Source organism: Phenylobacterium aquaticum (assembly GCF_947378715.1).
Classification (GTDB): domain Bacteria; phylum Pseudomonadota; class Alphaproteobacteria; order Caulobacterales; family Caulobacteraceae; genus Phenylobacterium; species Phenylobacterium aquaticum_A.
In genome coordinates, this window is the sequence record NZ_CANCLE010000102.1 from 1 (window position 1) to 14,468 (window position 14,468).

Annotated in this window: 15 protein-coding genes; 9 read left to right on the forward strand and 6 right to left on the reverse strand. The window is 69.0% G+C overall.

What is annotated here, in order from left to right; genetic code table 11:
• The coding region (locus Q7P21_RS13515; protein ID WP_304177472.1) for an aldehyde dehydrogenase family protein at positions 1 to 458 on the reverse strand (458 nt) is incomplete at its 3' end.
• Between the two features lie 394 nt (positions 459 to 852).
• Here Q7P21_RS13515 and Q7P21_RS13520 point away from each other — a divergent pair.
• The 6 genes from Q7P21_RS13520 to Q7P21_RS13545 all read left to right on the forward strand — a co-directional run bounded on the left by Q7P21_RS13520 (position 853) and on the right by Q7P21_RS13545 (position 6,046).
• Positions 853 to 1,905, forward strand: coding sequence for an extracellular solute-binding protein (locus tag Q7P21_RS13520; RefSeq protein ID WP_304177474.1), 1,053 nt, complete (start codon positions 853 to 855; stop codon positions 1,903 to 1,905).
• 12 nt (positions 1,906 to 1,917) lie between these two features.
• Positions 1,918 to 2,970: an ABC transporter ATP-binding protein gene (locus Q7P21_RS13525; protein ID WP_304177475.1), complete on the forward strand. Its 1,053-nt coding sequence runs from the start codon at positions 1,918 to 1,920 to the stop codon at positions 2,968 to 2,970.
• Positions 2,967 to 3,860 (forward strand): ABC transporter permease, encoded by an 894-nt coding sequence (locus Q7P21_RS13530; RefSeq protein WP_304177477.1) that lies wholly within the window; start codon positions 2,967 to 2,969, stop codon positions 3,858 to 3,860. Before Q7P21_RS13525 ends, Q7P21_RS13530 begins: the two co-directional genes overlap by 4 nt.
• Positions 3,857 to 4,666 carry an ABC transporter permease gene (locus Q7P21_RS13535; protein ID WP_304170983.1) on the forward strand — a complete coding sequence of 270 codons (810 nt, stop codon included), beginning with the start codon at positions 3,857 to 3,859 and terminating at the stop codon, positions 4,664 to 4,666. Before Q7P21_RS13530 ends, Q7P21_RS13535 begins: the two co-directional genes overlap by 4 nt.
• On the forward strand, positions 4,667 to 5,410 hold the full coding sequence (locus Q7P21_RS13540; protein ID WP_304177478.1) for a hypothetical protein: 744 nt from the start codon (positions 4,667 to 4,669) through the stop codon (positions 5,408 to 5,410).
• 144 nt (positions 5,411 to 5,554) lie between these two features.
• Complete coding sequence (locus Q7P21_RS13545) at positions 5,555 to 6,046, forward strand: CopG family ribbon-helix-helix protein (RefSeq protein WP_304170985.1); 492 nt, start codon at positions 5,555 to 5,557, stop codon at positions 6,044 to 6,046.
• Here Q7P21_RS13545 and Q7P21_RS13550 read toward each other — a convergent pair whose 3' ends face one another.
• Positions 6,047 to 6,169, reverse strand: a complete 123-nt coding sequence (locus Q7P21_RS13550; protein ID WP_304170986.1) for a hypothetical protein — start codon at positions 6,167 to 6,169, stop codon at positions 6,047 to 6,049.
• A 92-nt stretch (positions 6,170 to 6,261) separates the two neighbouring features.
• On the reverse strand, positions 6,262 to 7,263 hold the full coding sequence (locus Q7P21_RS13555; RefSeq protein ID WP_304170987.1) for an isopenicillin N synthase family oxygenase: 1,002 nt from the start codon (positions 7,261 to 7,263) through the stop codon (positions 6,262 to 6,264).
• 255 nt (positions 7,264 to 7,518) lie between these two features.
• Here Q7P21_RS13555 and Q7P21_RS13560 point away from each other — a divergent pair, with 255 nt between their 5' ends.
• From Q7P21_RS13560 to Q7P21_RS13570, 3 genes are read left to right on the forward strand one after another with little or no spacing between them, the layout of a single operon-like run.
• Complete coding sequence (locus Q7P21_RS13560) at positions 7,519 to 8,622, forward strand: putative urea ABC transporter substrate-binding protein (RefSeq protein ID WP_304171094.1); 1,104 nt, start codon at positions 7,519 to 7,521, stop codon at positions 8,620 to 8,622.
• 43 nt (positions 8,623 to 8,665) lie between these two features.
• Entirely contained in the window at positions 8,666 to 9,487 is an 822-nt protein-coding gene (locus Q7P21_RS13565) for an ABC transporter permease (protein WP_304171092.1), read from the forward strand.
• Positions 9,487 to 10,263, forward strand: a complete 777-nt coding sequence (locus tag Q7P21_RS13570; RefSeq protein WP_304171090.1) for an ABC transporter ATP-binding protein — start codon at positions 9,487 to 9,489, stop codon at positions 10,261 to 10,263. The genes Q7P21_RS13565 and Q7P21_RS13570 overlap by 1 nt, the downstream gene beginning before the upstream one ends.
• Here Q7P21_RS13570 and Q7P21_RS13575 read toward each other — a convergent pair.
• The 3 genes from Q7P21_RS13575 to Q7P21_RS13585 form a co-directional block, all read right to left on the reverse strand.
• Positions 10,244 to 11,323 carry a carotenoid 1,2-hydratase gene (locus Q7P21_RS13575; RefSeq protein ID WP_304177479.1) on the reverse strand — a complete coding sequence of 360 codons (1,080 nt, stop codon included), beginning with the start codon at positions 11,321 to 11,323 and terminating at the stop codon, positions 10,244 to 10,246. The genes Q7P21_RS13570 and Q7P21_RS13575 overlap by 20 nt on opposite strands.
• Positions 11,323 to 13,878, reverse strand: coding sequence for an FtsX-like permease family protein (locus Q7P21_RS13580; protein ID WP_304177481.1), 2,556 nt, complete (start codon positions 13,876 to 13,878; stop codon positions 11,323 to 11,325). The genes Q7P21_RS13575 and Q7P21_RS13580 overlap by 1 nt, the downstream gene beginning before the upstream one ends.
• Positions 13,868 to 14,468, reverse strand: a 601-nt coding sequence (locus Q7P21_RS13585; RefSeq protein ID WP_304177483.1) for an ABC transporter ATP-binding protein, incomplete at its 5' end; no start/stop codon positions are given. The genes Q7P21_RS13580 and Q7P21_RS13585, both read right to left, overlap by 11 nt.

The window sequence follows — 14,468 nt, forward strand, 5'->3', positions numbered from 1 at the left end:
GCCGCCACCGGGCCGATCGGGTATTTGCCGGCGCTCCAGTTCAGGCCCGGGACATTGGACGGGATCACCCGGCCATAGGTCCGACGTCCCTCCTCCGCAGCCCAGTCAAAGGCCCGGGCGCAGCCCTCGATCTCCATCCGGGCCTGGGCCAGCGGCTTGCCCTGTTCGCGGGTCAGGGCCTTGGCCAGGCTGTCGGCGCGATCGAGGATCAGGGCGGCGGCGGCGCGCAGCACCTGAGCGCGGGCCAGGGGCCCGACGTCGCGCCAGCTCTCGAAGGCGATCTGGGCCGAGGCCAGCGCCATGTCGAGATCGGCGATCGTCGCCACCGCGTGGCGACCGATGACCCTTTCATCAACCGGGTTGAGGATCGGCAGCCACTCCCCGCCGGAACCCGCCTGCCAGACATTGTTGATCAGCAGTGGCCTGTCGGCGGCCTCTATGTCAGTGTCGAACGGCATCGGGCCTGGCTCCTACGCAAACGGCTTCGCTCCATCGTCGCGCGGTTCTTTCGCCCGCGCCTCCGGCCCATCCCGCGCGGCCCGAATTCGGCCCACCGGCGCCTGTCCAGTAATACTAAATGCTCAGATCGTAATCGCCGGGCGCCCTTTCCTTGCTCCGGCTGAGGGCAATCCCGCGACCGCGACCAACCGCCCGTCGCCAGGCTTTGCCAGCCCCCCATCGCGGATCGACTGTCGGTGGACGCACCCCGCCAGGGGCGCGGGCCTATGGCGGAGCCTGCAGATGAACGACGCCGGTGAACGGTCGCGACGACGAATGTCCATGGGCCTTGAGGAGACGGGCCGCGCGGACAGGGGCGCCGCGCGACGCGGACCGGATCGCCGGAGTTTGCTGATGGGGGCCGCGGGCCTGGCGGCGACCGGGGGCCTGCTGGCCGCCTGCTCGCCCAAGGCCGGCGGCGGCGGGGCCAGCGGCAAGCTGAAAATCTCGTCCTATGGCGGCAATTTCGAACAGGCCATGAGCGAGCACGTCTATCCGGTGTTCGAGAAGGCCACCGGCATCCAGGTGGAGTCGATCTCCCAGCCGTCCGGCCTGCAGTTCCTGCTGCAGCTGATCGAGGCCAACAAGGCCGGCCTCGCCCCCATGGACCTGTGCATCTCGACCATGATCGATGTGGGCCGGGGCCGCAAAGCCGACCTCTGGCACATCCGCGACCCCAAGCCCCTGACCAATCTCGGCAATCTGCCAGCACAATATGTCGCCCAGACCGACAAGGGCATCGATGGGGTCGGCGCTCTGGGCTGGTTCCTCGCCTTCGTGGTCAATCCTGATCTGGTGAAGCCGATCCCCGACAGCTGGACGGCGCTTTGGGCGGCCGGAAACAAGGACGCCTGGGGCCTGAACGGCGGCGCCGGCCTGCTCTATGAGATCACCGCCAAGACCTATTTCGGCGGCACGGAGATCCTCGACACCGAGGACGGCATCCTCAAGGTGCTGGGCAAGATCGCCGAGCTCAAGCCCAACACCAAGCTGTGGTGGGACTCCGAGGGCACCATGCAGACCGCGCTGGAGAACGGCGAGGTCAAGGGCGGGGTCTATTTCGCCGACGTCGCCGCCACCCTGAAGGCCAATGGAACACCGCTTCAGATCGTCTTCCCGAAGGAGGGCGCGGTGATCGACTTCGGCTGCTGGTGCCAACCCAAGTCGTCCAAGAAGATCGCCGAGGCCGACGCCTTTATCAACTTCATGTGCACGCCTGAGGCCCAGGAGCTGATCGCCCGCAAGGTCAACGCGCCGCCGCTGATCAAGAAGGAGCTGCTTAACCTCACGCCAGAGGAGTTCGCCAAGGTCTCCAGCAACGTCGCGCCCATCGACGTGAACTACAAGGCGCGCGGCCTGCACCTCGACTTCATGGCCACGCGCTTCAACCAGATGGTCTCGAGCTAGGAGCGCCGGCTGATGTTCGGACTTGAGATCACAGGGGTCACCAAGGCCTTCGGCGCCCACAAGGCGGTCGATGATGTCTCCCTCGCCATCCCCCAGGGCGAATTCGTCTGTTTTCTAGGGCCCTCGGGCTGCGGCAAGACCACCCTGATGCGGATGATCGCGGGGCTGGAGACCCCCGGTGATGGCACCATCTCGCTCAACGGCCGCGACATCACCCGCCAGCCCGCCAATGTCCGCAAGTTCGGCATGGTGTTCCAGTCACTGGCCCTGTTCCCCCACCTGACCGTCGGCGAGAACATCGCCTTCAGCCTGCGCCTGCAAGGCAAGGACGCCCGCCAGCGCAAGGCGCGGATTGAGGAGCTCCTCAACCTCGTCCGCCTGCCCGACATGGAGAAGCGGGCTGTCAGCCAGCTCTCCGGCGGCCAGCGCCAAAGGGTGGCGATCGCGCGGGCGCTTGCCCAGGAACCGCCGATCTTCCTGCTGGACGAGCCCTTCTCCGCCCTCGACGCCAAGCTGCGCGAGGAGATGCAGATCGAACTGCGCCTCCTGCAGAAGCGGCTGAAGATCACCACCATCCTGGTCACCCACGACCAGCGCGAGGCCATGAGCATGGCCGACACCATCGCGGTCATGGGCGAGGGCAAGATCCAGCAGCATGGCGGGCCATTGTCGATCTATCGCGCCCCGGCCAACAAGTTCGTCGCCAACTTCATCGGCCTGTCCAACCTCCTGCCCGTCGAGGTGCTGGACCGCGAGACGGTCCGCTTCGGGGCCAATATCCTCAAGGTCGCCTCGACGCCCGAGCCCTCGGCCTCGACCCAGGCGACCCTGTCGATCCGGCCGGAAGACATCCAGATCACCAGCGCCAGCCAGCAGCAGGACAACACGGTCGCCTGCAAGATCACCTTTGTCCGCGACATGGGCTCCAGCGTCGAGGTGCACCTCGACTGCGAGGGCGCAGACCTGCTGAGCGTGGTCCAGCCCCGCGACTGGACCGGCGCAGGCGCGGGCGACATCGCCCATCTGCGCCTGCCCCAGAACCAGTGCCGGGTGCTGGCCGCATGACCGACATTCCGGCGGAGCCCAAGGTCGCCGAGGTCGATCCCGCGCGGACCGACAACGTGGTCCTGACCGGACTCCTGGCCTTGCCGGCCCTGTTCCTGACCGTGCTCAGCCTCGTGCCGCTGTTCCTGCTGCTGCAGCTCAGCTTCGCCCACCATGACGAGGGCGGGCTGTGGACCCCCAGCCTGGAACTGACCCAGTACGCCAAGCTGCTGAACCCGCTGTTCCTGAAGGTCGCCGCCTTCTCCTTCACCTTGGCCATCGGCACGGCCGTCGTCAGCGTCGCCATCGCCTTCCCGGCCGCCTATTTCATCAGCCGCATGAGGCGCCGCGCCCAGGTCACCTGGCTGGTCTTCCTGCTCTCGACCCTGTCGCTTTCCGAGGTGCTGATCGTCTTCTCGTTCCAGGTGCTGCTGTCCGGCAGCGGGGCGATGGTGAAGGCGCTGATGGCGCTGGGCCTGATGAGCAGCGCCCACTCGCTCTATCCCAGCTTCGGCGCCGTCCAGGCCTGCCTGATCTATGTGGTCCTGCCCTACATCATCCTGTTCCTCTATCCGGCGGTCTCCCAGCTGGACGACGACATCCCGGCCGCAGCCTCGACCATGGGCGCCTCGCCGGTCTGGACCTTCCTGACCGTGACCGCGCCGATCGTGCGCGGCCCCCTGCTCTCAGCGGGCCTGCTGGTGGTGATCTGGACGGTCGGGACCTATCTCACCCCCCTGGTGCTCGGCCGGCCGCAGAACTGGACCATCGGCATCCAGATCTCCAACGCCGCCATGACCACGGGCGACCTGCCGCTGGCCGCCGCCCAGGCCGTCGCCCTGGTCAGCCTGATGGTCGGGCTGCTCGGCCTGACCCGCTGGTTGTCCGGTTCTGGGAGCGTCGAGCCATGAGCCTGGTCTCAACTTGGCTGCGGCGCGGCTTCCTGGGTCTCGTGGCCCTGTTCATCTCCGCGCCGCTGATCGTGGTGATCGGGGTGTCGTTCAACGCCTCGCGGCGGATGAGCTTCCCGCCGACCCATCTCAGCTTCAAATGGTACAAGGCCTTCTTCACCGACGCGGAGTGGATGGCCTCGCTGCAAACGTCGCTGACCATCAGCGCGCTCGCCTCCAGCCTGGCGGTGCTGATCGCCCTGCCGATCGCCTATGCGGTCTGGCGTTACCAGTCCAAGGCCGCCCAGGCCCTGGCCGGCGCCGGCTCGGGCCTCTTCCTGCTGCCGGGGATCGTCACGGCCCTGATGTTCTCGGCCTTCTGGGGCGTGGTCGGCCATGTCGGCCGCGTGGAGAACGTGGTGCTGAGCCACGCTGTGATCTTGCTTGGCGTGCCGATCGCCATGCTGTCGGTCGGCTTCCAGTCCATCGACCGGGCCCTGATCGAGGCGGCCCAGACCATGGGGGCCAGCGATTCCGAGGCCTTCCGCATGGTCGTGCGCCCGGCCATGGCGCCCTATATCCTCTGCGCCCTGGTCTATGTCTTCGTGCTCAGCCTGAACGAATATCTGATCGCCTATATGGTGGCCGGCTTCTCCGTGCAGACCCTGCCGATCCGCATCTTCGCCAGCATGCGCTCCGGCTACCAGCCGACCATGTGCGTCGGCGCGGTGCTGTTCATCGTGCTCGGCTTCGCCGCCTTCAGCTTCCTGGCCTGGGTCGGCGACCTGCCCAAGCTGATGGGTCGCCACCGTCCCCTGGAAACCTAGATGACCGCGTTCGTCCCCCCTGATCTCAACGGCCTCTGGCGGCGCGAGGTGATCACCACGCCCGCCGGCTATCGCGACGAGACCACCCGGGTGCTCTGGCTCCAGACCCGCAGCTGGTACGCCGACCTGCGGGTGAGGGCCGATCGGCCGAGCCGCCCCGGCGCGACGGGCTTCGCCGACTACACAGACGCCGAGCTGATCGGCCTGGCCGCCCAGCAAGGCTTCGCCGGCGAGCTCACCGCCCAGGATGGCGTCTGCCTGTGGCGGCGCGATCTCGATTTCCAGCCGCCCAGCGCCGACCCCGACGAGGCGACCTATGCGGTCGAGGGCGAGGTGATGATCGAGGACGGCATCCATTCCGAATACCAGGAGATCTGGCGACGTGAGGCCGACAGCACCGCCCCGCTGTCGGCCTATCGGCTGGTCGAGGATATGGCTGTCCCGGCACGCGCCGGGCTGCTGGTGATCGGCGGCTCGCACTTCCTGGAAATTCTGGATCGGCCGACGCCCCTGCCTGCCGGCGACTCGCTCGCGGCCATCGTCACAGCGGCCCTGGCGGTCGGTGACCGGGCGGCGGCGGAGGCGGCGCTTTCCTTGCGCATCTGCTTCGGCCGGATCGAGGACGGGGTCGGCCGCATCCTGCTGTCCACCTTTCCCTGGCTGGAGGGCCAGACGTGGCGGCGGGACCAGGAACGCCAATGGACATTGATCGATTCGACAGGGCCGGCCGGCGCGGCGCCTTGATGCGCTCAGGCCCTGCCCGCGCCAGCCCCTTGCCGATCAAGGCGTTGGCGAATATGGGCAGGCGCGTTGCCCGCGCCGTGCCCGGCGTGCGACTGTCACCTGCGGGCCCGACCGGGCCGTCCTTCGAGAAGTCGTGAAATCGCTTTGGATCAGGATCTCCTTCCCCAACTCGCCCGCATCGGGATCAGCCTGCCTGGCAAGCTGCTCGCCCAGCTTGACGAGATGGTCATGCGACGGGGCCTGCCCAGCCGCTCGCAGATGATCGCCGAACTGATCCGCCATGAGCTGGCCGATCCCGACGGCGGCGAGGCTGGCGGCGTGCTGGCCGGCACCATCACCCTGATCTATCGGGCCGAAAGCGGCCGGGTGCGCCACGCCCTGGCCCGCGTGCAGTCTGAATTCCTGCCGGAAGTGATCTCCTCCCAGCACGTCTTCCTGGAGGAGGACAAGTCGCTGGAGGTGCTGCTGGTCCAGGGGTCGGCCGAGCGTCTGCGTGGCCTCTGCGACCGCCTGCGCCGGGTCCGCGCCGTTCAGCAATTGAAGCTGGTCACCACCCGCTCCCTGCTGCCGCCGCTGCACGCCCATGGCTCCAGCGAGCCGGAGCAGCCGCCAGTCCGTCGCCGCGCGAGCGCCTGATCAGCCGAGCCGGTCGGCCCGCACGGTCATGGCCTGGAACATGTAGGATTTCAGCAGGCTGAGCCATTGGGCCAGCGCGCTTTGGCGCGAAGCGGCCAGGGCGGCGGGATCGATGATCGTCATGGCGCGATCTCCAGTGCAGATCAAAAGCCTACGCCCCACCTGCCCAGGCGCCATGCCGCCGTCGCCCGGCGCGCTCAGCCACGGGCAATCGCCTAGTTCCTGGGCGCCTCTGTCCGTCCGAAGGCCGGCGTAGCGTCAGGGTCCGCCGCGCGACGGCCCTTCAGATAGCCGAAGGTCTTCACGGTCTGGGCGAACAGATGCTCGCCGGACACCAGCCTGGGATAGCGGGCGGGCCGCTCCTGGGTGACAAAGACCGGGTGCGGTTCGACCACCGTCCAATAGTCGCAGGTCGCGAAGAACGGGAAGCTGTAGCGTTCCTCGGCCACCTTGCGCACCCGGTGCGAGGTGGCGGTGAACACCCCGTTCGTCCAGGCCTCCAGCATGTCGCCGATATTGACCACGAAGGCGCCCGGCGCCGGCGGGGCGTCGATCCATTCGCCCTGGCCATTGAGCACCTCGAGCCCCGGCGCGGTGCCCTGCAGCAGGGTGAAGAACTCATAGTCGGTGTGGGCGCCGATGCCCTGCTGGTCTGGGGAAGCCTCCGCGTCGAAGGGATAGTGGATCAGTCGCAGCTGGCTGGGCGGCGCGGTCAGGTGAGGCTCGAAGTGGTCCTGCGGCAGGCCAAGCGCCAGGGCGAAGCCGCCGAACAGCCGGCGCGCCAGGCCGGCCACGGCCGCGTAATAGGCGCTGACCGCCACCCGGAATTCGGCGTCGTCGGGCCAGAGGTTTGGCCCAAGCATCGGTGCGCGGCCGTCGCCGTCCGGGTGGTCGAGGCCCGTGTCATAGGCCTCCTTGCGATCGATCTTGCCCTCGACGAACACCTCCTCGCCCTCTGGCACATAGCCGGAATGATTGGTCGAGCCGCCGATATGAAAGGCCAGCTTGCGCTCCAGGGGCTGGGCGAAGAACCGTTCGGCGGCGGCCCTCAGCGCGACCGTCAGGCGCGGATCGATCCCGTGGCCGGTGACATAGAGAAAGCCCACCTCGCGGGCCGCGCGGCCCAGGTCGTCGGCCACCGCCTGGCGAACACCGGGCTCGGACTCCTCCAGCCCGGTCAGGTCGACGATGGGAAGGGCTTGGAAATTCCGGTTCATGACCGCCTCGGCGACGCGCTGAAATATTACCTATCGCGCTGTTCGTAATATCTCACGCCACAGACGAACCCTCCGAGCGGCGCCGGAGAAATGACGTTTGGGCGGTCATGTGGGCGGCGGTCTGCGTAGAATTCCGGCGCCAGACCCGCTCTGGCCTGGCTCGGCCGCCGCCCAGTTGGAATATTACGATCCGCGCAGTCAGTAATATCGCCATGAGGCTGGAGCAGCGCGCCGGCCGGGGACAAGGGGATCGACATGACCAAGTGGCTTACCGGAATTCGCGTCGTCGCCACGGCGGCCATCTGTAGCCTGGCGCTCGCCGCCTGTGGCCAGAAGGCGGCGACCAAGACCGAGACCGCCGCGGCCCCCGCCGCCAAGGAATACACCATCGGCTGGACCATCTATGCGGGCTGGATGCCCTGGGCCTATGCCGAACAGTCCGGGATCGTGAAGAAGTGGGCCGACAAGTACGGCGTGAAGATCAAGCTTGTTCAGGTCAACGACTATGTCGAGAGCCTGAACCAGTACACGGCCGGCAAGCTCGACGGCGTCGCCTCGACCAACATGGACGCCCTGACCATCCCGGCCGCTTCCGGCAAGGACACCACCGTCGTCATGATCGGCGACTATTCGAACGGCAATGACGGCATCGTCCTGAAGAACGGCGCGACCCTCGCCGACATCAAGGGCCGGCCGGTCAATCTGGTCGAGAACTCCGTCTCCCACTACCTGCTGGCCCGGGGCCTGGAGAGCGCGGGCCTGAAGATGACCGACGTCAAGGTCATCAACACCTCCGACGCCGACATCGTCGCCGCCTTCTCGGCCGCTGACACCAAGGCCGTGGTGCCGTGGAACCCGCAGCTGTCGGAGATCAAGAAACTGCCCGGCGCCCACGAGGTGTTCGACTCATCCAAGATCCCCGGCGAGATCCTCGACACCCTGGTGATCTCCACGGAGACCGCCAAGGCCAACCCCAACCTGGCCAAGGCCCTGACCGGCATCTGGTATGAGACCACCCAGCTGATGTATCAGCAGGACGCCGCCGGCAAGGCCGCCCGCGAGGCCATGGCCAAGCTGTCCGGCACCGATCTGGCCGGCTACGAAGCCCAGTTGAAGACCACCTATCTCTATCACGATCCCAAGGCGGCCCTGGCCGCGACCCTGAGCCCCGACCTGGTCACGGCCAATGACAAGGTCCGCAAGTTCAGCTTCCAGATCGGCCTGTTCGGCCAGGGCGCGAAGTCGGTGGACGACATCGGCATCGAGTTCCCGGGCGGCAAGATCCTCGGCGACCCGAAGAACGTGAAGCTCCGCTTCGACCCGACCTTCGTCAGCCTGGCGGCGGACGGCAAGCTGTAGGCCCGCCCGTCCCTTCCCCCGTCAGAGAGTTGGTGAGCACCACATGCGCCGTCTGCTGAACGCCCGGCCGAATGGCGGCGCTCGCCTGCTCCTGGGCCTGCTGCCGATCCTGGCCCTGGTCATGGTCTATCTGCTGGTCGCCTCGGCCCGCCATGCGGAGAACCCCCGGGACAAGATCACCCCGATCCCCTCGGCCATGGCCGCGGCCGTCCAGACCATGGCCTTCACCGCTGATCCCCGGACTGGCGAGATTCCGCTGGTCGCCGACACCAAGGCCAGCCTGAGGCGGCTGGGGATCGCCATGGTGCTGGCGGCCGTCACGACCTTGGTCCTAGGCCTGGTGATCGGTCTGCTGCCGCTGGTGAACGCCAGCCTGGGGCCCTTGGTGGCGGCCATATCGGTGATCCCGCCGATCGCCGTCCTGCCCATCCTCTTCATCATCTTCGGCCTGGGGGAGACCTCGAAGATCGTGCTGATCTTCGTGGGCGTCACCCCGGTCATGGTCCGCGACCTCGCCAGCCACGTGCGCGCCATTCCGGAAGAACAGATCGTCAAGGCCCAGACCCTGGGCGCCTCCACCTGGCTCACCCTTTTGCGGGTCGCCCTGCCCCAGGCCCTGCCCCGGTTGATCGAGTCCCTGCGGCTCTCGCTCTGCCCGGCCTGGGTCTATCTGATCTCGGCTGAGGCCATCGCCGCCGATGTCGGCCTGGGCTACCGGATCTTCCTGGTCCGCCGCTATCTGTCGATGGACATCATCCTGCCCTACGTCGTCTGGATCTCGCTGCTGGCGGTGATCATGGACCTGGCCCTGCTCTCCTGGAGCCGGGTGTTCTACGGCTGGGCCAGCCCGCCGAGGAGCCGCTGATGGGCGCCCTGTCCTTCCAGGACGTCTGGGTCGAGTACGGCGACAAGATCGTGCTCGAGAAGGTCAGCCTCGACGTGCCCGAGGGCGCCTTCGTCTCGATCATCGGCCCGTCCGGGGCCGGGAAGTCGACCTTCCTGCGCCTGGCGCTCGGCCAGGAATCCCCGACCCGAGGCCGCATCCTGCTGGATGGCGAACCGCTCTCGGCCGAGCCGGGCCCCGATCGCGGGGTGGTGTTCCAGCGCTACTCCGTCTTCCCGCACATGAACGCGCTGGACAATGTGCTGTTCGGCCTCGACTGCGCCGGCTCCCCCTTGCGCGGACGCCTGGCCGGCAAGGCCCGCAAGGAGGCCCGCGCCAAGGCGGTCGCCCTCCTGGAGCGGGTCGGTCTGGGCCACAATCTGAAGACCTTCCCGGCCGCGCTGTCCGGGGGCATGCAACAGCGCCTGGCCATCGCCCAGGCCCTGATCACGCGGCCCCGCATCCTGCTGCTCGACGAACCCTTCGGGGCGCTCGATCCCGGCGTGCGCCTCGACATGCACGGGCTGATCACCGAGCTCTGGCTGGAGCACCGCCTGACCATCCTGATGGTGACCCATGACATCAAGGAGGCCTTCAAGCTGGGCAGCCGGGTCGTGGCCTTCGACAAGCGTCGCCATGATCCCCAGGCGCCGCACCGCTATGGCTCGACGGCGGTCTATGACTTCCCGCTGGATGAGAAGAAGCGCCGGGCCATTCCGCCGGAGCTGGCCGCCATGGCTACATCTTCAGCGGACTGAGGTAGCCGGTCAGTTCGAGGTATCCGCGTCCGCCGCCCGTGCGCACCGCGCCCTCCCAATAGACCGGCCCGCCGCCGCGTCGGCTGTCCAGCTCCTGGTCGTCGAACAGCGGCGTCAGCTTGAACGCCCGCGTCGCCCCGCCGAGCTTCAGGCTGAGGGTGCGGCCCACCGGATAGTCCGCTCCCGTTCGCGGAGACTTCCAGCGCCGGTCGGTGGCGAAGGCGACTTCGCCTGGACCCAGATGGGTCAGGGTCCCGTCGGCCGCCCGCAGCGAGCCGCCGGCCCACAGGACCTTGCCGGCCGCGTCACGCACCTGAAAGGCTGTCAGCGCCGAGCCGTCGTCGAGGTTCAGCCCCGTCCAGTCCCAGCCGACGGCGGCAGGATCGAGCAGGGTCGAGGACCATTCCCGGTCGAGCCAGGCCTCGCCCGTCACCCTGGCCGGCTTGCCGGCGCGCGTGGCCAGCCCCGTCACCTTGAGATGAGGGAGTGTGTAGTAGTAGCTGGCCTGGGCCGGCTTCGGCCCTTTGCGGCTATAGCCCGCCTGGCCCTGCAGCAAGGGCGGCTGGCTGGGCGCCAGGGTCAGGTCGAGCACGAAGTCCTGCCCGGCCACATGGGTCGTGTAGCGACCATCCCCGCCCCGGATCAGGGTCCAGTCATCCAGCACGATGTGGGTGTCCGTCGCCGAGGCTTCGGCCAGGCCGAAGCCCTGCCGCGCCACCCTCTGGTCATGGCTCAACCGTCCCAGCTTCGGATCCGACAGCGCTGCGTGGGCGAACAGGATCTGCTTTGGCGAAAAGGCGCTGGGATTGGCCTGGTCGACGGCGGGCCGGGTGCGGAAGAAGGTCACCTGGAAGCCGAGGTCCTGGCCGTCGGCGGTCTTCAGCCAGCCGGTCACGTACCACCACTCGGTTCGATAGTCGGGATGGGCGCCGTGGTCGCGGGGGAAACTCAAGACGGGCCCCGCCTTCACCACCGGATAGACCGGCGCGACCTGGCGGGGCGCGGCCGCCGCCCCCAGCATCACCGCCAATCCCAGGAGGACGATCCTCAAGCTCCGCATCACCAGTCTTCCCGCACGGCGCGCACGGCCCCGGACGACAGGGCGCTGCGTCCCGCCAGCACCGCCGTCCCCGCCGAGGCGGTGATCAGGGCCACGGCCAGGCCGACGAACAGGCCCAGCGGCGCCTTGGTCTCCATGGTCCAGTGGAAGGACTGCGGATTGACCACATGGATCAGCACCTGGCTCATGGCGACGCCGAGGCTCAGGCCCGCCGCCACCCCGACCAGGCCCAGCAGGGCGCCCTCGATGGCCAGCATGGCCATGACCTGGCCGCGCAGCACGCCGACATGGCGCAACATGCCGAACTCCTTGGTGCGCGCGAGCGTCTGGGCCGAGAAGGTCGCCGCCACCCCGGTCAGGCCGACGATGATGGCGATGGCCTCGAGCGCATAGGTCACCGCAAAGCTGCGGTCGAAGATGCGCAGGGCCACGGCCCGGATCTCGCGCGGCAAGGCGAATTCGACCTGGGCGGCCTCAGCCTGCGGCAGCCGCGCGCGCAGGGCGGCGATCACCTTGGCCGGTGAGGCGCCGGGGACGAGATCGATGGCCGCGTCGGTGCGCCGGGTGTCACCGGTCAGCCGGGTATAGTCGGCTTCCGGAATGGCGATGGCCCCGAACTGGCGGGCATAGTCGCGCCAGACCCCGGCGATGAACACGGTCCGCGCCCCGCCATTCAGCGGCAGGCTCATGGTTCGGCCGGGATGCAGGTCATAGATCCGCGCCATGGGCTCCGACAGCCAGACCGGGGTCATGCCGGCCGGCACGGCGCGCGAGGCGCCCAACAGGGGCAGGCTGAGGCCCGGATGGGCGGGGTCGACCGGCGTGGCGCTGAGGGTCACGGCCGGCTTGTCGGGCGCGAGCCGCAGCAGGGTGGTCTTGCGGAACCCGATCTTCGCGACGCCGGGCGTGGCGGCGAGCGCCTGCTGCACCTGGCGGTCCAGCCCACCCGTCTCGGCGTTCTGGATGCGGATATAGACGTCCGACGGCAGGACCTGGACCAGCCAGTCCTCGACCGAGCCCCGGAAACTCGACACCATCACCGCCATCGCCACCATCAGGCTGGTCGAGGCGACGATGCCGCAGAGCGCGATGGCCGCCTGGCCGGGCGCGCCCCACAGCCGGTTGATGGCCAGGGCCGCGGCCGGCGGCGGGTTCTGAATCCGACGCACCGGCGTCAGCATGGCCCGAGCCAGCCAGGGCATGGCCGCCACCCCGCCAGCCAGCATCAGGGCGATGGCCGCGTAGCCAAACAGCGGCAGATCGAGGGCCGGCGGGGCCAGGGCGGCCAACGCACCGGCGACCAGCAGTCCCGCGCCCCACCAGGGATTCGGCCTATGCCGCGGATCGGTGGCGTCTCCGGCGGTCTTCAGCGCCACCGCCGGCTGGGCGCGGCCGGCCTCGACAGCCGGCAGCAGGCTCCCGGCCAGGGCGACGATCAGGCCCAGCCCCATGAACACCACCGCCGCGCCCGGCGCGAAGGCCAGGGGCGGTCGCGAGGCGCTTGAGAAGAAGCCGCCGCCGAGGTCGCCGCCCAGCAGGCGAAGCGCGACGTCGGCCAGGCCGAGCCCCAGCAGGATTCCGCCGCCGGCGCCGATCACCCCGACCAGCCCGCCCTCGACGAACAACTGGGCCAGCAAGGCGCGCCGGGTCAGGCCCAGCACCCGGGCCAGGGCGAATTGCGGCCGCCGCCGGGCGACCGACAGGGACTGGGCCGAATAGACCAGGAAGCCACCGGTCAACAGCGCGACCATGGCCAGCATCTCCAGATTGACCCGATAGGCGCGCGACAGGCTGTCGCTGCGCCGGGCCTCCGAGCTCGCGGTGACGATCTCAGCGTCGATCGGGATCAACCGGCCAACTTCCGCCGCCACCTGGTCATGGCTCGCCCCCTGGGCCAGGCGCAGGTCGATCCTCTGCAGACGACCCAGCTGGCCGAACCGCTCTTGCGCGGCCGCGATGTCGATCACGCCCACTCTCTGGCTGTCGCCAACGCCGGGCAGTCCGCCGACGATCCGGAAGCTGGCGCTGCGACCGGCGGCCAGCAGGACGACCGTGTCGCCGATCCTGTGGCCCGAGGCCTTGAGCGCCGCGGAGGACAGGCGAAGGGCGTCGGGATCGAACGGCCCCTGCCCCTCCACCACCCCACCGCCCAGATCGCCCGGCAACAGACTCGGCGTCGCCTGGGCGGCGCGCAGGATGTCGAGGCCCAGCAGGGTCAAGGTTCCGGGCCCGCCACCGGCGATCCGCGCGGTCAGCTCGACGGCCGGGCTGGCCGCCGCCACGCCGCTCGCACGAGCCAGTTTCGGATAGAGGCCCTCGTCGAACCCGGCGGGGCCGGTGGCGTGGACCTGCAGGTCCGCCTCGCCGTTCACCGCCCGGATCGCGCGGCCGAACTCGTCCAGGGCCGACAGATTGACCAGGTGCACGGCGAAGCCCAGCGCCACGCCGACCGCGATGGCCAGGGCCGCCAGCACCACGCGCCCGGGCCTGGCCCGCCATTCGCCCAGCATCATCCAGCGCAGGGCCTGGCCGCTGATTCGGGCGTCAGCCGCCATGGCGCGCCGCAAGGCCCTGAGCGCTCAGGATCAGGGTGCGGTCGGCCACCGCCGCCGCGCGCTCCGAATGGGTGACGATCACCGCCGCCGCGCCGAAGCTCCGCACCCGCGTGAGAAACAGGTCCAGGATCTTCTCGCCGGTCTCGGGGTCCAGATTGCCGGTCGGCTCGTCGGCCAGGATCAGGGCCGGGCGATGCACCAGGGCCCGGGCGATGGCGATCCGCTGCAGCTCCCCGCCGGACAGCTGGGCGGCGTAGTCGCCACCGCGACCGCCCAGGCCCACCTCGACCATCAGGGCCTCGGCCCGGGCCAGGGCCTCGTGACCGGGCGCATGGGCCAGCACCAGCGGCAGGGCGATGTTCTGAGCGAGCGTCAGGTGCGGCAGGATGTGGAAGGCCTGGAACACGAAGCCGATCCGGTCGCGGCGCATCACCGTGCGGGCGTCATCGTCGAGCGCGCCGAGCGCCACGCCCTCAATCTCGACGGCTCCGCCATCGGGCTGATCCAGCCCCGCGATCAGGTTCAGCAGGGTCGACTTGCCGACCCCGGACTCCCCCATGATCGCCACCACCTCGCCCGGCGCCACGGCC